The following is a 17723-nucleotide window of genomic DNA, read 5'->3' as shown; positions in this document are numbered from 1 at the left end:
ACTGGATCAGGCCGCATCAGTACAACGACGGACTGCCACCTGCGGTGGCCGAAGAAAAACTTAACCCACTGTCCGGGATGGGTTGACCACTACACAATGAGCTTATCGAATTGCAATCCAGCGGCTCGGAAGAGAACGTCGCGCTCGACAAGCTCTCTCCCGAACTGATGCAAGGTTGTGCGATCACGGCGGACACCAAAGGCAATGCCAGCGCATTCGAGAAAACGGAAGCCTGCGACAAGGTCTTCTACAAAGGTTTGATGCCTCTGCTCGGCAAGGTTATGCCAGTCGAAACCGCCAGGCAGTGTTCGGTAACGCTGAACGGTCAGCAGGTCTTTAGTGGCCGCTTCGTTTTCGACTGAGCACTTCAAGACCCTGAATAAAAAAACCACGCTTGGCGTGGTTTTTTTATGGCTGCCCGAATCAGGCCGTGGCCTTCTCCTGTAGCGGCGCGGTGGTGCGGTTGACTCGCGTCTTGGCGCCGAAGAACGCCACGCCGAGAAAATGCAGCGGGCCGATACGCTCCAGCACCAGTTTGAACGCCACCGGCAGCAGCAGTCCCAGCGCCATGCTGACGGTGAAGACCAGCCACTGCTCCTCGACCTGCAGTTTGTTCAGCACGATGCGCGCCCCCGCCGTGCCGAAGACGTGGAACAGGTAGATCTCGAAGGAGAAGTAACCCAGCCAGGCCAGCGGCATGCAGTAGAAGCGCCGGGCGATCAACAGGCTGATGGCGGCCAGGCCCAGGGCGGTGCCGACCAGGGCTAGGTTGGCGTCGTCGAGGTCGAGCAGCGCGAACAGATAGGCCTGGTCGATGCCGACCAAAATCACCAGCGCCGCAGCCATGGTTATGACGCTGCTGCGGGTGATCAGTTGCGCGCTGAAGCGATAAAGCCCCAGGCCCAGCAGGAAGAAGGGAAACAGCTCCACCGCCCGGTCGAGGCTGAACAGGTTCGGAAAACCCTCCGACGCGAAGGACGCCGCCAGGGCCGCCGCGAACACCAGGCCATAGTTGCGCAGGCTAAGCAGCAGGCCTGCTTTCTCCAGCAGCGAGATCACCACGAAGATGCAGAAGATTGCCTGCAAGAACCAGAAGTGCGCATAGCTGAAGAAGTAGATGCTGAAAATGTCGCTCAGCTGCGGCTTGTCATTGGTGTTGGGTACGACCATCTGCAAGACGAAGAACAGCGTCGAGACCGTCAGCAGCGGTATGCCGATGCGTTTGAATTTGCCCTCGTAGAAGCGCGACAGGTCACTGCTGGCGTGCAACGGACGCAGCGCATACACATAGCCGGAGATGGCGGTGAACAGCGGCATGCGAATGTAAACGAGGGATTCATAGAGGTAGCGCAGCACGGAGTCGTCCGGCACCTTCATGCCCAGGTCAGACGAACTACCGATGACATGGCCCGCTACCATCAGAAACAGCGCCAGTCCGCGAATGGTCTCTATTCGCAGATCCTTTTCAGGCGTGGTCTTGGTCATGCTGAGTCCTCTGTACTAGCTAAGCGAGACAGCGTTTCCACGAAGATGGGGAACGAATGCCGACGAATCGCTCATCTGAGCCCGGTGAGCTTCGAGTAGTTCATCAGATGCCTTGCGATAGCGCATACAGACGATTGATTTTCGATAATCCAGCGAGCCCCCCCATACACAGCCACCCGGCGCTACTTCTCCGCGTGAGGAAGATTTCGCGCGCATGGCGCTCTCCCACAAACGGCTGAGTGTCAGTGACTGCTTTGAGAATGGACGACCACAACGGCAGGCTGTCGGCGATCAGGCGTTCTTTTCGCCTGCGTCGCCTTTAGACAGAAAGGCGCAACGGCGGGCCTCGGGACTCGCCGTTGCGCTGCCGGTTACAGCGTAGGGACGGTGCCGCCGTCGATCCGGTGCTCGGAGCCGGAAACCGAGGTGGCCCGCGGCGATGCCAGAAAGACGATCAGGTCGGCTACCTCCTGAGGCGTCGCGGGTCTGCCCAGCGGGATGCCGCCTAGGGCGTCCATGACGATCTGCCTGGCACCCTGGTAGTCGGTACCCGTCTGTTCAGCCAGGCGCCCGGCAAAGGCTATGGACGCCTCGGTCTCTATCCAGCCGGGTGCGACGCTCAGCACGCGCACGCCCTTGGGTGTCACTTCCCGGGCCAGGGACTTGCTGTAGTTGGTGAGCGCTGCCTTGGCGGCTGCATAGGCTGTGGTGGATTCGGGCAACGGCATCATGCGCTGGATCGAGCTCACATGCAGGATGACGCCCGCGCCCTGGGCCAGCATGGACGGCAACAGCGCGCGGTCCAGGCGCACGGCCGGCATCAGGTTCAAGTTCAGCTCAGCCAGCCAGTGCTCGTCACTGAGGGCGGCAAAACCACCAGCGGGCGCGCTCGAACCACCAACCGAGTTGATCAGGATATCGACACCACCCCAGTGATCCAAGACGCTCTGCGCGAGGTGCGTGACGCCTTGCGCGGTGGTCAGGTCGGCGCCGATATAAGTGACGCCCTCTACCGGCGCTGCCGATACGTCGCGCGCCGATGCCATCACCCGGGCGCCGGCTGACACCAGGGTCTGCACCACGGCGGCGCCAAGGCCCTGGGTACCGCCGGTGACCAGCGCACGCAGGCCGTCGAGTCGAAGATCGAAATTCATGCCGTGATCTCCAGCGATGCGATCAGGCCGCGTTCGAGACGAAAGCGGTACAACAGCACGGTCGGGCTGCCCGGAAAGTTGCCGGTGACTCGGGTGCGCACGAGCTGGCAGCCGTCCTCCCGGTCGATGGCGATGGGCTCGCTGGTGGCGCTGTACTTGGCCGATACCTCGGCCACGAAGGCCTTGATGGCATCTATGCCCGCGTAGCGGTGACCGAAGTCGGTCATGACCGCGTGCGGCGTGAAGCAATTCGCCAGGGCAGCGGGATTGTGCTCAGCGGCGAAGTAGGCTGCGATGGGTTCGGGGAGGTTCAGGGTAGACATGCTGTCGGCTCCATGGGATCAGTGACGGCCCTAGGATGCGCAGCGGACAGCATTAAATGAATCGCCTAGAATCCGCATTGGCTATGTAGAGAAAAGCACATAATGCGTGGATCGGAATTTGCCGAGCTGAAAGCCTTCGTGGCCATCGTCGAGCGCCAGAGCTTCGCCCGCGCGGCCGAGTATCTGGGGCTCTCGCCCTCGGCGCTGAGCCAGACCATTCGGCAGCTCGAAGCGCGCCTTGGCGTGCGCCTGCTCAATCGCACGACCCGCAGCGTTGCGCCATCGGCCCACGGCGAGCGGCTCTATCGGCGTGTCGCCCCGTTGTTTCAGGAAATGGCTGTTGCGGTCGCCGAAGCCAGTGAAGCGACCGGCCAACTCGGTGGCACGCTGCGCATCAACACCCCCGGCATCGCCGCCAGAACCCTGATTGCGCCGCGGCTGGCGCGCTTCCATCAGGCCCACCCGAATGTGCTGCTCGACATCGTGGTCGACGACGCACTGGCCGATATCGTGCGTGGCCGTTTCGACGCCGGCATCCGTGTCGGCGGTCGGCTCGAGAAGGACGTGGTGGCCGTGCGCCTCACCCCCGACCTGAACATGATCGCGGTGGCATCTCCCGACTACCTCGCCCGCCGGGGCACGCCGAAGACTCCTGCCGAGTTGCAGCATCACGCCTGCATCAACTGGCGCCTACAGATGGATGGAAGGCCCTATCGCTGGGAATTTCAGGAGCGCGGGCATCCGCTGGAGGTCGCGGTGGATGGCCCCGTAATCACCAACCACCCGGATATCGGCATCGCTGCCGCCCTGCAGGGCCTCGGCATCGCCTACCACTTCGAGCGCGAAGGCGTGGGCGAGTTGCTGGCCCAGGGGCGGCTGGTACAGGTGCTCGCCGATTGGTCGATCTCGCGCCCGGGACTGTTCCTCTATTACCCGAACCGGCAATACCGCCCCGCAGCACTGAGCGCATTCATCGACTGCCTGCTGGATCGCGACCTGCCCTGAGGTGACCGGTTTCCCAGCAGCGATACAGCAATCGCCGCTAGACGATACAACATAACATTACTATATTGTCCGGCCATTTTTACACCGGGCAGTGCGGCGCTGGCTCCTGCCCGTCAATCGGACTCGCCAAGGATTAGCCCATGCTTCTCAGGAACCGCCCTCGCCTTTCACTGCTCGCCGGCGCCTTTGCCACCTGGCTGACGCTGACCGCAAACCCTGTCGCCGCCGAAGACCGCGTATTCGACGTGGTCGCGCCATTCGAGATCGGCGGGCTGGATCCGGCGATCTCCGGGTTCATCTTCCAGCGCATGCAGATCACCGAAACCCTGCTCGAAGCCGACGCCAAGGGCCAGCCGCTGCCGGCCCTGGCCGAGCGCTGGAGCGTATCGGACGACGGCAAGCAGTGGACGCTGTCGATCCGCCAGGGCGTGAAGTTTCATGATGGCAGTGAGCTTACCGCGGCGGTCGCCGCCCACGCCCTGGAGGCGGCGCGCAAGAAGCCCGGCATGCTGCGCGACGCGCCGATCACCGCGATCAGCACCAAGGGCAACGACGTGGTGATTGCCCTGAGCAAGCCCTTCAAGCCACTCGCCGCACTGCTGGCTCACTCGTCCACCAATATCCTGGCCAGCGCGGCTTACGATGCCGAGGGCAATGTCAAACAGATCATCGCCACCGGGCCTTATCGGCTGACCTTGCTGGAGCCACCGCAGCGGTTGGCGGCCGAGCGTTTCGCGGATTACTGGGGTGAGAAGCCGAGCATCGAAAAGGCCACCTACCTGGGCGCCGGGCGTGGCGAAACCCGCTCGCTGATGGCCGAGAGCGGTGGCGCCGAGCTGGTGTTCCAGCTCGACCCACCGAGCATCGCGCGCCTGCAGCGCAACCCCAATGTGCAGGTGCTGATGGGCCCAGTGCCGCGGGTGCTGGTGCTGGCAGCGAATGCCGGCAGCGGCGCAACCGCGCCGATCGAGGTGCGCCGCGCCCTGAGCCTGGCGATCAACCGTGAGGGCATCACCGCTGCCGTGCTGCGCGCCCCGGGCACCGGCGCGACACAGATGTTCGCCGGCAGCGTGCCGGCCTGGCACGACGCCAGCCTGCCGCCGCTGAAGTACGACCCGCAGGCGGCCCGTGACCTGCTCAAGGCCCAGGGCTGGGCGCCGGCTGCCGACGGCATTCTGGAAAAGGACGGCCAGCGCCTGCAGCTCAAGCTGCTCACCTACTCCGACCGCCCGGAACTGCCGCTGATCGCCACCGCCCTGCAGGCGCAGCTGCGCGAAGTGGGTGTGGACGTGGAGGTCGCGGTGACCAACGCCAGTGCCATCCCTGCCGCCCACAACGACGGCACCCTGCAACTGGCCCTGTACGGGCGCAACTACGCCCTGGTGCCCGACCCGCTGCTGACCCTGATGGCCGACTTCGGCAACGGCGGCGCCGAGTGGGGCCCGCTGGGCTGGAACAACCCGCAGTTCGAGCAGACCCTGAGCGCACTGCTGGCCAGCGATGACCCGGCCGCGCAACAGCAACTGCGCAACAAGCTGATGGCGCTGGTGCAGAACGATCTGCCGCTGATTCCCATCGCCTGGTACCGCCAGTCCATCGCCGTGTCCCAACAGGTCGAAGGCGCGTTCATCGATCCGTTCGAGCGCACCTTTGGCCTGAGCGACATGCGGTGGCGTCCATGATGCGGTTGCTGGGCTTTCGCCTGCTGCAGGCGGTGATGGTCGCCGTGCTGATCGGCGCGCTGACCTTCCTGCTGATGAGCCTGCTGCCCGGTGATGCGGCCTATCGCATCGCCGCCGGGCGCTATGGTTACGACATGGTCAACAGCGCGGCGGCCGAGGCGGTGCGCGCCGAACTGGGCCTGGATCAGCCGGTGCTGTGGCGCTTTACCGCGTGGATTGGCGACCTGTTGACCCTTGACCTCGGTAACTCGCTGGTCACCGGCCGGCCAGTCATGGACATGGTCGCCCACGAACTGGGCAGCTCCGTGCGCTTGGCGGTTGGTGCCGTGCTGCTGTCCTTTGTGATCGGCCCGCCGCTCGGGGTGATCGCCGGGCTGCGCCCGGGCGGCATGCTGGACCGTGGTTTGCTGCTGCTCAGCACGCTCACCCGCGCCATTCCGCACTTCGTACTCGGGGTGATTCTGGTGCTGATCTTTTCGGTGTGGCTGATGGTGCTGCCGTCGGCCGGCCATGGCAGCCTCCCCCATACCATCCTGCCGACGCTGACCCTGGCACTGGGTCTGGCGGCGGTGTCTTCCCGCGTGGCGCGGGACGCCACCGTAGCGGTGGCGTCGTCCGCCTACTTCGCTTTCGGCCGCCTCAAGGGCCTCAGCGGCACCCAGGTATTTATGCGCCATGGCCTGCGCAATATCGGCGTACCGGTGGTGACCTATCTCGGCGTGCAGCTGGTGTACCTGATCGAAGGCGTGGTGGTGGTCGAGACCCTGTTCGCCTGGCCGGGCATCGGCCACGGCTTGGTGCACGCCATCGTCCAGCGTGACGTGCCCATGGTGCAGGGCAGCGCATTGGCCATGGGGCTGATGTTCGTGCTGCTCAATACCGTGGTGGACCTGCTCAACCACCTGATCGACCCGCGCCGGAGGACCGCATGAGCCTGGAAATCGCCATCGCCGAAGCGGCACCCGTATCGCGCTCGACCGTTCGTTTCATCGGCCTCGCCCTGCTCGCGGCGCTGGTCGCCTTCGCCATCTGCGTACCGTTTTTCTGGGACGTGGATATCGCCAGGCAGGACTACAGCGCGATTCTCGCTGGCGTGAGCAGCGCCCACCCGCTGGGCACCGATCACCTGGGCCGCGACATGCTCGCGCGCTTGGCCGCTGCGGTGCGCCTGTCCCTGGGCCTGGCGCTGGTCAGCGTCGCCACCGCGGCCATTCCCGGCGTACTGCTGGGCATCCTGGCGGCGTGGAAAGGCGGCTGGGTCGACAAGGGTCTTGGGCTGCTGGCCGAGATGTTTCTGGCCCTGCCCGGCCTACTGCTAGTACTGCTGATCGTGGCCATCTACCCCGGTTCGTTCCTTGCCCTGTATGGCGCAGTGGCGCTGGTGCTGTGGATCGAATACTTCCGCATGACCCGCGCCCTGGCGCGCACCGTACTGGCCTCGCCGGCGGTAGCAGCCTCGCAGCTGCTCGGTTTCGGCCCGGCGTACATCATCCGTCGTCACCTGTGGCCGGAGCTGGCACCAACGCTGATGACCATCGGCGCCTTTGGCGCGGCCGCGGCGATCATGGCCATCGCCGCCCTGGGCTTCGTCAGCGTGGGGGTCAAGCCGCCCACCGCCGAGCTGGGGCTGATGATCACCGAGCTGCTGCCGTACTTCGCCGAAGCGCCGTCGGTGATCGCCCTGCCGATCACCGTGATTTTCCTGATCGTTCTGTCACTGCTGCTGATTGCCGGGGGGCGCAAGCCATGAAACCACTGCTGAGCACCCGCTCCCTGGCCATCCGCACTGCCACGGCGCAACTGGTCGAACCGCTGTCCGTCGATCTGTGGCCGGGCAAGGTGTTGACCATCATCGGCGAGACCGGCTCGGGCAAGAGCCTGTTCGCCCAGGGCATCGTCGGCAACCTGCCAGCGGGCCTCTCGGCCCACGGCGAGATCGAACTGGCCGGCGGCCTGCGCGAACAAGGCCAGGCCAGCGGCCGGCGTGCCGCCTGGGGCCGCGAGCTCGCCGTGCTGCCACAGGAACCCTGGCTGAGCCTGGATCCGACCATGCGTGCCATCGACCAGGTGGCGGAAACCTACCGCTACGTGGTCGGCAAAAGCGCTCAAGAATCCCGTCAGCAAAGCCGCCAGGATCTGACGCAGTTGGGCATCGAACAGGCCGAGGCGAAGTTTCCCTTCCAGCTCTCCGGCGGCATGGCCCAGCGCCTGGCCTTCGCCGCTACACACGCCGGCGGCGCCAAGGTGATGATCGCCGACGAGCCCACCAAGGGCCTCGACAGCGCGCGTATCGGCGAGGTGATCAACCTGCTGCAGGCGGGCATCGCCGATGGCGGCACGCTGCTGATCATCACCCACGACATCGAGGTGGCACGTCGGCTAGGCGGCGAGGTGATGATCATGCTCAAGGGCCAGGTCATCGAGAGCGGCAGCGCCACGCAGGTGCTCGATGCGCCGACCCACGAATACACCCGCCGGCTACTCGCTGCCGATCCGTCGCGCTGGCCGCGCCGTGAGCCGTCAGTGCCGAGCGGCGAGCCCGTGGTGCAGGTGCGCAACCTGGCCGTGGAGCGCGGCGACCGCGTGCTGTTCGAAGGGTTGTCGTTCGACGCGCGCCCTGGCGAGGTGGTCGGCGTGACCGGCCCCTCGGGCTGCGGCAAGTCGACCCTGGGCGACGTCATCCTTGGCCTGATGCAGGCGCGCAGCGGTAGCGTGGGCAAGCAGCGCAACGCGCCGCGCGTAGCCTTCCAGAAGCTCTATCAGGACCCGGTGGCGGCCTTCCCGCCAACCGTCACCCTGGGCCGCTGCCTGGCTGATCTGGTCAAGCTGCATCGCCTCGATGCCAGCCGTATCGACGCTCTGCTGGCGCGCCTGCGTCTCGACCGCGGCCTGCTCGACCGCCTGCCCGGCAACGTCTCCGGTGGCGAGCTGCAGCGCTTTTCGCTGCTGCGCGTGCTGCTGCTCGACCCGGTGTTCATCTTCGCCGACGAACCCAGCTCGCGCCTCGACCTGATTACCCAGCAGGAGATGATCGAGCTGCTGGTGGAAACCGCCCGCGAACGGCGCACCGCGGTGCTGCTGGTCAGCCACGACGAGGCGCTGATCGAGGCGGTAGCGGATCAGCGCATTCGCCTGGGGCACTGACCGGCATGGTTTTGCACGGCCACTTCAGGCCTGTGCAGAACCGTCGTGCGCCGCGAGCAGCTCGGCGATCCAGCGCACTTGCTGCTCCAGCTTTTCCTCGGCTACGCCCTGGCTGGATCGAGCCTGGCCGGCCAGGGTCTGCTGCTTGAGGCGCAGCAGGCGCCGCCATTTGGCGACGAACACCGGGTCGCGCGCCTGCAGCAGCTGCGGGCCGAAATACAGCTCCCGTTCGCTATAGCGCGTCGGCTGGCCGGGCTCGGCGACGATGATTTCATAGAAGAAGCGGTTCTCCTGCAGCAGCTCCTCATGAAGGATGCGGTAGCCGTTGTCCATCAGCCATTGGCGCAGCGGCTGCTCGCCACCGTTGGGTTGCAGGATCAAGCGTTCGGTGCCGCCGAGGCGTGCCCTGTCGCGCGCCAGGATGTCGCGAATGGTCTCGCCGCCCATGCCGCAAAAGCTGATGGCGTCGATGCGGTCGGCAGGCTCGATGGCGGCCAAACCATCGGCCAGACGCACGGCGATGCGCTCCCCCAGGTCATTCTCGCGAACGCTGCGCTCGACCGCGCGCCATGGCGTGAGCGCGACCTCACCGGCCACCGCGGCGCTGATCAGGCCGCGGTTCATCAGCGCGACGAGCAGGTAACCGTGGTCGGTGCCGATATCGGCCAGCCGCGCGCCGGCGGGCACCTGGGCAGCGACGCGCTCCAGGCGGGCGGATAACTTGCGTTCGTTCAACTACAGCCTCATGAGTACACTAGCGGGCTCGACCGAGCCGGCGGGCGATTCTGTCGGGCAATGGCGAGTGAGGCAACCGCCGGAGAGCAGTTTGGGGGGCGATGCGGTGAGCGCGCCACCATATTCCCAGCGTACCGGCGACGCGCTAATCGAGCATTGCGATCAGGTGCAGGGACTGGCCGCCACGCGACGGGCAGCGAATGGGCGAATCACGCTGAGCAAGCCAAGCAGCGCGATGGCGGCGCCAACCCACAGCGGCGCACGCAGCCCAAAGCCGGCTTCGATGGCCGCGCCACCGGCCCAGCTGCCGAATGCCAGCCCAGCGGTGATCACCGAGGTATGCAGAGTGTTGACCAGCGCGCCAGGCTCGGCGGCCTTCATCACCCGCGCGACCATGGCCGGGTTGAGCGCTACGCCGGTGAGGCCGATGGCGATAAAGCAGCTCAGGTTGAGCCATAGCTGGTCGCCCGCCAGAGCGAAAACGCTCATCAGCAGCACCATCATGGCCAGGCCCAGGCCCAATACGCCAAAGGTGTGGCTGTCGGCGAAGCGCCCCACCACCATGTTGCCGATCAGGTTGGCAATACCGTAGAGCGCCAGCATCGGCGCGACCTGACCTGGCGCCAGGCCGACCTCTTCGATCAGGATCGGCGTGCAATAGCTGAAGGCCGCAAAGGTGGCGCCGATGATCAGCCCGCTGGTCAGGTAGGCGCCCCACAGACGGCGGGTGCGCAGGGTTTTCAGCTGGTGGCCGAGCTTGGCTTCACCGCCGGCTCCGGCGGTTGGCAGGCGCATGGCGGCCAGCAAGGTGCAGATCAGCGCCAGGCCGACGACGGCCAAGGAGCTGGCACGCCAGCCGTGGTGCTGTTCGATCCAAGCGGTCATCGGCACTCCAGCAACCGGCGACAGCATCAAGCCGGCGAGCACCACGGATACCGCCCGGCCGCGATCTTCACGAGCGACCATCGCCGCACACAGGGTCATGCATAGGCCGATACACGCGGCACTGGAGACGCCCATGATGATCCGCGCCACCGCCAATATCGCGTAGCTCGGCGCCGCCGCTGCCAGCGCGCCCGCCAGCACGTAAACCGCCAATAGGCCGACCAGCGCATGCTTGCTGCTGATGCCCCGCGCCAGCAGCAGAAGGGTCACAGGTGGGCCACCCAGCGCCATGCCGAGGGCATAGAAGGCGATCAGGTTGCCGACCTCGCCCAGGCTCACCGAGAACGCTGCGGCCAGGGCGGGCATCATGCCGGCGACCATGAATTCGGCGGTGACCAGCGAGAAAATCGTCGCGCCCAGCAGGTAGATGGTGAACGGCAGTTTGGAACGAGCGGACATGGGCAACCTTGAGTCTGGAAAAACGGGTCGCCACCCTATGCACTCACGCCGCGAGGGTCAAATGATCGTGGTGCATAACAGTCATGCCTGTGGGCAATGCAGTGCTGTGGGCCGGCATGGGTATCGCCCATGCGATCATTTTACCAATGCTTGATGGCCCCGCGCTGCCGGGCGGCGCTGACTGCATGCAGGCTCGGGCAAGCCGGCCGCATCATCCCACCTAGCGTCTGACTCACAGGCGCTGTACCTATGCCACCAAAACGCCCAGCAATGGCGCGTTACGCGTGACGTCTGCTTCATTCGGTTACATCCGCTGCCTGGGCGTAGCCCAGGCGATGCCAGGCTGAACTGCCAACTCGCTGTTAAGCCTCGCGATTTCCTGCACGAACAAATACTGGCCCGCTCCTTGCTAAATTGGCTAAACGGATAATTGGATACATTTATTCAGGATCGCCAATATGCTTACCGCCCCGCTTTACGCCCAGCGCCAGCCCGTAACCGCCGAGGAAGAGGCCTACAACTTTCTGCTCGGGGCAATCTGTGCCGGGCGTTACTGCAAGGGCGACCGACTGGTGGCCGAAGACATCGCCGCCGAAATCGGCACCAGCCGTATGCCGGTGCGCGAAGCCTTTCGCCGCCTCGATGCCCAGGGCCTAGTTACCTTGCGCCCCAACCGCGGCGCGGTGGTCAGCGGCCTGGACATCGAGGAGATGCGCGAAGTCTTCGAGATGCGCAGCGCCCTCGAGGGCCTGGCGATGCGTGTTGCGGTAGGCAAGGTGACTGAGCGCCACCTGACCCTTTTGGAGCGGCTGCTCGACGACATGGACGAATGCCGCGACGACACCGCCCAGTGGGTGGTGCGCCACCGCATCTTCCACGAGTACCTGTGCAGCATCAGCGAACGCCCGCGACTGATGAAACAGATCGTCGCGCTCTATTCGCTGATCGAGGCGCCGATGCGCCTGTGGCTCGAGCACGGTGAGAAGCCGCTCAGCGGCCGCGAAGAACACGTGCAGATTCTGACCGCCCTGCGCAGCCGTGACGCCGACCTGGCCGAACGGGTGATTCGCGAGCACATCGAAGGCACCTTGCCGGCCCTGACGCTGTTCCTGCAAACCGAACAATAACAAGCGGACGACCGCCGACGGTCGCCTCTTTCCACTTCACTGCTGCCCTTTCGATCACAGCAAACGGAGTACCACCATGCGCCTTCCATTCTCTCTCGTCGCCGTCGTTTCACTGGGTCTGACCGCTTCGCTGGCCTCGGCCGCCCCCGCCGTTCCGGATCGCCTCAAGGACGTCAGCAAGCTGACCTATTGCTCGGGCATGGACTCGCCACCTCTGGTGTCTTTCGACGCCGCGCAGAAGCCGACTGGCCTGGCCATCGACCTGGGCATGGAAATCGCCAAACGTTTGGGCGACAAGCAGGTGTCCTGGCGCGTCACGCCGTTCGCCGGTCTGCTACCGGCGCTGCTTGCCAAGCAGTGCGACCTGATCGTCGACCAACTGTTCGACAAGCCAGAACGTCGCGAAGTGATCGATATCGTCAACTACATGTACTCCAGCCAGTCGGTTGTCGTGCCCAAGGGCAACCCCAAGAATATCCAGGCCCTCGATGACCTGTCCGGCCGCAAGATCGCCGTGCTCAACGGCTCGACCATCAAGACCCTGCTCGACGCTGAGAACGCCAAGCTGGCGGAGGCCGGCAAAGCGCCGATGAAACTGGTGGTCTACAACGCCGACACCGATGCCTTCCAGGCGCTGCGCATCAACCAGGTCGACGCCTACGGCACCACGGTGGAAACCGCCGGCTACTACGCGGCGATGGCACCGGATCTGTTCCAGGAAGGCGTGCCGGCGTTCGGCCGCATCCTTACCGGTATCGGCGTGCGCAAGGACGACCAGCAACTGTCCGCCGCCGTGCAGCAGATCATCGATGACATGCGCGCCGACGGCAGCTACATGGCGCTGCTCGGCAAATGGCACGTCGCCAGCGACAAGCTGGACTGAGGGGCGGCACGATGAACTTCAACTGGGACATCTTCTGGCAGTACCTGCTGCAACCCAGCGACGTGTACTTGCGCGCGCTGTGGATGACCTGCGTCATCGCCGTACTGGCGATGGCCTTGGGCTGCGTGATCGGGCTGCTGACGGCGCTGATGCGGTTGTCCAGCAACCCGTTCATCCAGGCACCGGCACGCCTCTATGTGTGGCTGATGCGCGGCACGCCGCTGCTGGTGCAGATCGTCTTTCTGTACACGGCGCTGGCGGCGGGCGGCATCTTCCGCTTCGAGGATCTGGATCTGGGCTGGGTAGTGATACCCGGCAACCTGCAGGCCGCGATCATCGCCCTGGGCCTCAACGAAGGCGCCTACATGGCGGAGATCATGCGGGCAGGCATCGGTGCGGTGGACAAGGGCCAGTACGAGGCCGGCCGTTCGCTGGGCATGACCTTCGGCAAGCTGATGCGCCGCATCGTGCTGCCCCAAGCGTTTCGCATCATCGTCCCGCCGCTCGGTAACGAGTTCAACCTGATGCTCAAGAACACCACCCTGGTCAGCGTGATCGGCGTGCAGGAGCTGCTGCTCAGCACCCAGATGATCACTTCGGCGACCTTCCGGGTGTTCGAGCTGTACCTGGTCGTGGCCATCTACTTCCTGGCGCTGACCACCCTGTGGGGCTTCTTCCAGACCTGGCTGGAGCGCCGCTTCGGGCAATCCGACCGGCGCCCGGCCACGGCCTCCAAGCGCATGTTCGGCAGCTACACATCAAAACTCTTGAGGGGTCGTTGAAATGCAGAGCAGTAATCAGGACCTGATCATCGAAGCGCTGGATATCGAGAAGTCCTTCGGCGACCTGCAAATCCTCAAGGGCGTGTCGCTGCAGGTCAAACGTGGCGAAGTGGTGGTATTGATCGGTGCCTCGGGCTCGGGCAAGACCACCTTCATCCGCTGCATCAACCTCTTGGAAGATATCCAGGGCGGGCGCATCCGCGTCAACGGCCGGCCCATGGGTTACCGCGAGCGTGCCGATGGTTCGCTGGTGCGTGAAAGCGAGCGCAACATCGCCCGCCAGCGTCGCGATATCGGCATGGTGTTCCAGCGCTTCAACCTGTTCCCGCACATGACCGCCCTGCAGAACATCATCGAAGCGCCGATCCAGGTGCTCGGCGTCAGCAAGGCGCAGGCCCTGGAGCACGCCCGCCAATTGCTCAAGCAAGTGGGCTTGGCCGACAAGGCCGATCACTACCCGTCGATGCTCTCCGGCGGCCAGCAGCAGCGTGTGGCCATCGCCCGCGCCCTGGCGATGAAACCCCAGGCGATGCTGTTCGACGAGCCGACCAGCGCCCTGGATCCGGAAACCGTCGGTGAGGTGCTGCAGGTCATGAAGCAGCTCGCCGAACAGGGCATGACCATGGTGGTGGTCACCCACGAAATGGGCTTCGCCCGGGAAGTGGCCGACCGCGTGGTGGTGCTCGACCAGGGCGAACTGATCGAACAGGGCCCGCCCGAACAGATTTTCAGCGCACCCAGCCATCCGCGTACGCGGGCGTTCCTGAGTCGCGTACTGCCGGAGGTAACCGCATGCTGAGTTTTTCTGCCCACCGCTATCCCTATGCTTCGCAGCGCCAGAGCGTGTTCGCCCGGCGCGGCATGGTGGCGGCTTCGCAACCCCTGGCCGCCGAGGCCGGCATCGACATCATGCGCCGCGGCGGCAATGCCATCGACGCCGCCATCGCCACTGCCGCTGCGCTGACGGTGGTCGAGCCTACCGGCTGCGGCATCGGCGGTGACGCCTTCGCGCTGGTCTGGGTCAAGGGCCAGCTGCACGGCCTGGACGCCAGCGGCCACGCGCCGGCAGCGCTGAACATCGACGCGGTGAAGGCCGCCGGCCACACGCAGATGCCCACCTACGGCTGGACACCGGTCACCGTGCCCGGCTGCCCGTCGGCCTGGGCCGAACTGTCCCGGCGCTTCGGCCGCCTGCCGTTCGCCGAATTACTCGCACCGGCGATCAGCCTGGCTGCCGATGGTTTTCCGCTGTCGCCGGTGGTCGCCCACCAATGGCAGGTGGCCCTGGATGAATTTTCCGCACACCGCGAGCCGGCCCTGCAGGCCTGGTTCGACACCTTCCTGATTGAGGGCCGCGCGCCGCAAGCCGGCGAACTGTTCCGCAATCCGGCCCAGGCACGCACCCTGCAGGCGCTGGCCGACAGCGGGTGCGAGAGTTTCTACCGCGGCGAGCTCGCCGATGCCATCGACCAGGCCTCGCGCGCCGCCGGCGGCTACCTGCGCAGGGAAGACCTGCAAGGCTACAAGCCGCGCTGGGTCGACCCGATCAGCGTTAACTACCGCGGCTATGACGTGTGGGAAATCCCGCCGAGCGGCCAGGGCCTGGTCGCCCTTATGACCCTGCAGATTCTCCAGGGCTTCGAGTTCGATCACCGCGACAGCCTGCAAACCTGGCACCGCCAGATCGAGGCGCTGAAGCTGGCCTACGCCGACGGCCTGCACCACATCACCGACCCCGAGCACATGCGCGTCGCCGTGGCCGACCTGCTCAGCCCCGGCTATGCCGAGCGCCGCCGCCAGCTGATCGGCGCGCGTGCGATCAAGCCTGAAGCCGGCGACCCGCACGCCAGCGGCACCGTTTACCTGGCCGCCGCCGATGCCGAGGGCAACATGATCTCGTTCATCCAGAGCAACTACCACGGATTCGGCTCCGGTGTAGTGGTGCCGGACACCGGCATCTCCCTGCAGAACCGCGGTCAGGAATTCAGCCTGGACGCCAACCACGCCAACGCCCTGGTCGCCGGCAAGAAGACCTTCCACACCATCATCCCCGGTTTCCTCACCAAGGACGGCGAGGCGGTCGCGCCGTTCGGCGTAATGGGCGGCTATATGCAGCCACAAGGGCATGTGCAGATGGTCATGAACCTGGTCGACTTCGGCCTCAACCCCCAGGCCGCGCTCGATGCACCGCGTTGGCAGTGGCTGGGCGACAGGAAGGTCGGCATCGAACAGGGCGCCTCGCGGGACCTGGCCGCGGCGCTGGCGCGCCTGGGCCACGAGGTGAGCGTGGCCTGCGACTCTACCGACTACGGACGTGGGCAGATCATCGTGCGTGATCCGAAAACCGGCGTGCTCTGTGGCGGCACCGAGCCACGCGCCGACTCGCATATCGCCGTGTGGTAGCCCTCAGTGCCGCGGCACTGGCGGCTGCAGTGGTGGTGACTAGCGCCAGAAGTCGTCGAGGTTGCTGAAGCCCCACTCGGCCGGATCCTCGCGGCCGACGATGCGGTCATTCGCACCTGGCCGCGACAGATCCAGCTCCTGCTGGGTGATCGCCGTCTTGCTCTTCGCCGAGAAGAACACCCGCACCACCGGCGTGGTGAGTTTACCCGGCAGCAGATCGACCACCACGCCAAGGCGCCCCGACTCCAAACGCACCAGCGAACCGAGTGGGTAGATACCCACCGAGCGCACCAGAGCGTGGAATACGTGGGTGTCGAAATGGCCCGTCCACTGCGCCATGCGCGCCAGGGATTCAGCCGGGTTCCAGGCCTGTTTGTAGGGCCGGTTGGAGGTGATGGCGTCGTACACGTCGCACACCGCACCCATGCGCGCCAAGAGGCTGATTTCCTCGCCGGCGAGCTTGTCCGGGTAGCCACTGCCGTCGTATTTCTCATGGTGATGGAGGCACACGTCCAGCGCCGTGGCCGGTAGCGAGCCAGCAGCCAGCAGCATGGCGTACCCACACTGCGGATGGCCGCGCATGATGGCGAACTCGGCATCGGTCAGGCTACCGGGCTTGTTCAGCACCTCCAGCGGCATGGCCATCTTGCCGACATCATGGAGCAGCCCCGCCAGGCCGGCTTCTCGGGCACGCTCTTCGTCCAGGCCCAGCTGCCGCGCCAGTGAGAGCATCAGCGCACACACCGCTACCGAGTGCATGTAGGTGTATTCGTCCTTGTGCTTGAGCCGCGCCAGGCCGAGCAACGCCGAGCTGTTGCGCGCCAGCGACTCGCTGATGTCGGCAACCAGCGGCATGCAGCCCTCGACATTGATGGCATTGCCCAGGCGCGCCTCCTGAAACAGCTCGGTGACCGCCTTCTTGGAACGGTTGATCAGCTTGGTGGCGCGCTGCAGCTCATCACGCACGCTGCAAGTCTGCACCGGAACCGGCTCCGGCACGGCGGGCGGCACCTGCGGCGCTTCGACGGCGACCAGGGCCGCAGGCGAAGCAGCACCCGGAGAGGCCGCGACATCCAGCCCTTTGCTGATATCGATCCATACGCCACTGACACCGCTCTGGCGCACGCGGGCCAGGTCTTCGGCGTCTTCGATGACGAAACGACTTTTCCAGAACGGGTGCGACAGCCAGTTGCCATCGAAACCCTGGATGAACATGCCAACGCGAACAGCCTGCGTGGGGATCTTTTTCAGCATGGGCGCCTCGACACGACTCAGCGAACACGTTGATGCCTGCTCATTAATCTAGCGCATCTTGACACTGTTCAGTGTCAGAGTTGGCTGGCGCCCTCACAAATTCCAGGTTAGTTTGGCCGCCCTGTTCTCCATGACGACTTTTGCCATGCTGCCACGCAATCTTCATCGCCTGACCATCCTCGGCCTGGTGTTCTTCATCCTCGGGCTGATCGGCGTCGTCTACGCCCTGTACCAAATCTACAGCGGCCCACGCCCGGCGGATCCGGATCTCACTCGTAGCCTGGTGATCGCCGCGGGCATGCAGCTGACCGGCTACGTGCTGCTCAACCGCAACCGCTGGAAGATGATGGTCGGCAAGTCAAAAAAATAGGCATGAGCCTGGGAGTCAGACTCATGCCTTCG

At 65.1% G+C, this 17723-nt stretch carries 18 protein-coding genes; 12 read left to right on the top strand and 6 right to left on the bottom strand.

Annotated elements, in window-relative coordinates; translation table 11 throughout:
• Positions 1-110: 110 nt before the first annotated feature.
• Positions 111-362 carry a hypothetical protein gene (locus tag BUC40_RS22800; RefSeq protein ID WP_073268100.1) on the top strand — a complete coding sequence of 84 codons (252 nt, stop codon included), beginning with the start codon at positions 111-113 and terminating at the stop codon, positions 360-362.
• Between the two features lie 61 nt (positions 363-423).
• Here BUC40_RS22800 and BUC40_RS19965 read toward each other — a convergent pair whose 3' ends face one another.
• The 3 genes from BUC40_RS19965 to BUC40_RS19955 form a co-directional block, all read right to left on the bottom strand.
• Complete coding sequence (locus BUC40_RS19965) at positions 424-1485, bottom strand: acyltransferase family protein (RefSeq protein ID WP_073268098.1); 1062 nt, start codon at positions 1483-1485, stop codon at positions 424-426.
• A 371-nt stretch (positions 1486-1856) separates the two neighbouring features.
• Entirely contained in the window at positions 1857-2639 is a 783-nt protein-coding gene (locus BUC40_RS19960; RefSeq protein ID WP_073268096.1) for an SDR family oxidoreductase, read from the bottom strand.
• Positions 2636-2962, bottom strand: coding sequence for a nuclear transport factor 2 family protein (locus BUC40_RS19955; protein WP_073268094.1), 327 nt, complete (start codon positions 2960-2962; stop codon positions 2636-2638). Before BUC40_RS19955 ends, BUC40_RS19960 begins: the two co-directional genes overlap by 4 nt.
• Positions 2963-3064: 102 nt before the next feature.
• Between BUC40_RS19955 and BUC40_RS19950 the strand changes: the two genes are divergently transcribed.
• The 5 genes from BUC40_RS19950 (at position 3065) to BUC40_RS19930 (ending at position 8793) form a co-directional block, all read left to right on the top strand.
• On the top strand, positions 3065-3967 hold the full coding sequence (locus BUC40_RS19950; protein ID WP_073268092.1) for a LysR family transcriptional regulator: 903 nt from the start codon (positions 3065-3067) through the stop codon (positions 3965-3967).
• 140 nt (positions 3968-4107) lie between these two features.
• Positions 4108-5649, top strand: coding sequence for an ABC transporter substrate-binding protein (locus tag BUC40_RS19945; RefSeq protein ID WP_083593640.1), 1542 nt, complete (start codon positions 4108-4110; stop codon positions 5647-5649).
• On the top strand, positions 5646-6581 hold the full coding sequence (locus BUC40_RS19940) for an ABC transporter permease (RefSeq protein WP_073268090.1): 936 nt from the start codon (positions 5646-5648) through the stop codon (positions 6579-6581). Before BUC40_RS19945 ends, BUC40_RS19940 begins: the two co-directional genes overlap by 4 nt.
• Positions 6578-7399 carry an ABC transporter permease gene (locus BUC40_RS19935; protein ID WP_073268089.1) on the top strand — a complete coding sequence of 274 codons (822 nt, stop codon included), beginning with the start codon at positions 6578-6580 and terminating at the stop codon, positions 7397-7399. Before BUC40_RS19940 ends, BUC40_RS19935 begins: the two co-directional genes overlap by 4 nt.
• Entirely contained in the window at positions 7396-8793 is a 1398-nt protein-coding gene (locus tag BUC40_RS19930; RefSeq protein WP_073268088.1) for an ABC transporter ATP-binding protein, read from the top strand. The genes BUC40_RS19935 and BUC40_RS19930 overlap by 4 nt, the downstream gene beginning before the upstream one ends.
• A gap of 24 nt (positions 8794-8817) precedes the next feature.
• Here the strand turns inward: BUC40_RS19930 and BUC40_RS19925 are convergent, their stop codons facing one another.
• Together BUC40_RS19925 and BUC40_RS19920 are read right to left on the bottom strand one after the other, a co-directional pair.
• On the bottom strand, positions 8818-9528 hold the full coding sequence (locus BUC40_RS19925) for a tRNA (adenine(22)-N(1))-methyltransferase (protein WP_073268087.1): 711 nt from the start codon (positions 9526-9528) through the stop codon (positions 8818-8820).
• A 162-nt stretch (positions 9529-9690) separates the two neighbouring features.
• On the bottom strand, positions 9691-10872 hold the full coding sequence (locus BUC40_RS19920) for an MFS transporter (RefSeq protein WP_073268085.1): 1182 nt from the start codon (positions 10870-10872) through the stop codon (positions 9691-9693).
• A gap of 458 nt (positions 10873-11330) precedes the next feature.
• Here BUC40_RS19920 and BUC40_RS19915 point away from each other — a divergent pair, with 458 nt between their 5' ends.
• From BUC40_RS19915 to BUC40_RS19895, 5 genes are all read left to right on the top strand, one after another.
• Positions 11331-11999 carry a GntR family transcriptional regulator gene (locus BUC40_RS19915; RefSeq protein WP_073268083.1) on the top strand — a complete coding sequence of 223 codons (669 nt, stop codon included), beginning with the start codon at positions 11331-11333 and terminating at the stop codon, positions 11997-11999.
• A 76-nt stretch (positions 12000-12075) separates the two neighbouring features.
• Positions 12076-12882, top strand: coding sequence for an ABC transporter substrate-binding protein (locus BUC40_RS19910; RefSeq protein ID WP_073268081.1), 807 nt, complete (start codon positions 12076-12078; stop codon positions 12880-12882).
• A gap of 11 nt (positions 12883-12893) precedes the next feature.
• Entirely contained in the window at positions 12894-13664 is a 771-nt protein-coding gene (locus BUC40_RS19905) for an amino acid ABC transporter permease (protein ID WP_073268079.1), read from the top strand.
• Position 13665: 1 nt separating this feature from the next.
• Positions 13666-14463, top strand: a complete 798-nt coding sequence (locus tag BUC40_RS19900) for an amino acid ABC transporter ATP-binding protein (protein ID WP_073268077.1) — start codon at positions 13666-13668, stop codon at positions 14461-14463.
• Positions 14457-16067: a gamma-glutamyltransferase family protein gene (locus BUC40_RS19895; RefSeq protein ID WP_073268075.1), complete on the top strand. Its 1611-nt coding sequence runs from the start codon at positions 14457-14459 to the stop codon at positions 16065-16067. The genes BUC40_RS19900 and BUC40_RS19895 overlap by 7 nt, the downstream gene beginning before the upstream one ends.
• 39 nt (positions 16068-16106) lie before the next feature.
• Here the strand turns inward: BUC40_RS19895 and BUC40_RS19890 are convergent, their stop codons facing one another.
• A complete protein-coding gene (locus BUC40_RS19890; RefSeq protein WP_073268073.1) occupies positions 16107-17321 on the bottom strand; it encodes a cyclic di-GMP phosphodiesterase in 1215 nt (404 codons plus the stop codon).
• Positions 17322-17466: 145 nt separating this feature from the next.
• Here BUC40_RS19890 and BUC40_RS19885 point away from each other — a divergent pair, with 145 nt between their 5' ends.
• Positions 17467-17691, top strand: coding sequence for a hypothetical protein (locus tag BUC40_RS19885; protein ID WP_073268071.1), 225 nt, complete (start codon positions 17467-17469; stop codon positions 17689-17691).
• Positions 17692-17723: the final 32 nt, after the last annotated feature.

It is taken from the genome of Phytopseudomonas punonensis, from assembly GCF_900142655.1.
GTDB lineage: Bacteria > Pseudomonadota > Gammaproteobacteria > Pseudomonadales > Pseudomonadaceae > Aquipseudomonas > Aquipseudomonas punonensis.
The sequence above is the reverse complement of the archived record's forward strand: the minus strand, read 5'-3'. Positions and strand labels throughout refer to the sequence as shown.

Coding starts and splice junctions, on each gene's coding strand:
- BUC40_RS19900 (WP_073268077.1), top strand. CDS start 13,666: ATGCAGAGCAGTAATCAGGACCTGATCATCGAAGCGCTGGATATCGAG.
- BUC40_RS19945 (WP_083593640.1), top strand. CDS start 4,108: ATGCTTCTCAGGAACCGCCCTCGCCTTTCACTGCTCGCCGGCGCCTTT.
- BUC40_RS19935 (WP_073268089.1), top strand. CDS start 6,578: ATGAGCCTGGAAATCGCCATCGCCGAAGCGGCACCCGTATCGCGCTCG.
- BUC40_RS19950 (WP_073268092.1), top strand. CDS start 3,065: ATGCGTGGATCGGAATTTGCCGAGCTGAAAGCCTTCGTGGCCATCGTC.
- BUC40_RS19915 (WP_073268083.1), top strand. CDS start 11,331: ATGCTTACCGCCCCGCTTTACGCCCAGCGCCAGCCCGTAACCGCCGAG.
- BUC40_RS19965 (WP_073268098.1), bottom strand. CDS start 1,485: ATGACCAAGACCACGCCTGAAAAGGATCTGCGAATAGAGACCATTCGC.
- BUC40_RS19960 (WP_073268096.1), bottom strand. CDS start 2,639: ATGAATTTCGATCTTCGACTCGACGGCCTGCGTGCGCTGGTCACCGGC.
- BUC40_RS19955 (WP_073268094.1), bottom strand. CDS start 2,962: ATGTCTACCCTGAACCTCCCCGAACCCATCGCAGCCTACTTCGCCGCT.
- BUC40_RS19930 (WP_073268088.1), top strand. CDS start 7,396: ATGAAACCACTGCTGAGCACCCGCTCCCTGGCCATCCGCACTGCCACG.
- BUC40_RS19895 (WP_073268075.1), top strand. CDS start 14,457: ATGCTGAGTTTTTCTGCCCACCGCTATCCCTATGCTTCGCAGCGCCAG.
- BUC40_RS19890 (WP_073268073.1), bottom strand. CDS start 17,321: ATGCTGAAAAAGATCCCCACGCAGGCTGTTCGCGTTGGCATGTTCATC.
- BUC40_RS19910 (WP_073268081.1), top strand. CDS start 12,076: ATGCGCCTTCCATTCTCTCTCGTCGCCGTCGTTTCACTGGGTCTGACC.
- BUC40_RS19885 (WP_073268071.1), top strand. CDS start 17,467: ATGCTGCCACGCAATCTTCATCGCCTGACCATCCTCGGCCTGGTGTTC.
- BUC40_RS19920 (WP_073268085.1), bottom strand. CDS start 10,872: ATGTCCGCTCGTTCCAAACTGCCGTTCACCATCTACCTGCTGGGCGCG.
- BUC40_RS19905 (WP_073268079.1), top strand. CDS start 12,894: ATGAACTTCAACTGGGACATCTTCTGGCAGTACCTGCTGCAACCCAGC.
- BUC40_RS19940 (WP_073268090.1), top strand. CDS start 5,646: ATGATGCGGTTGCTGGGCTTTCGCCTGCTGCAGGCGGTGATGGTCGCC.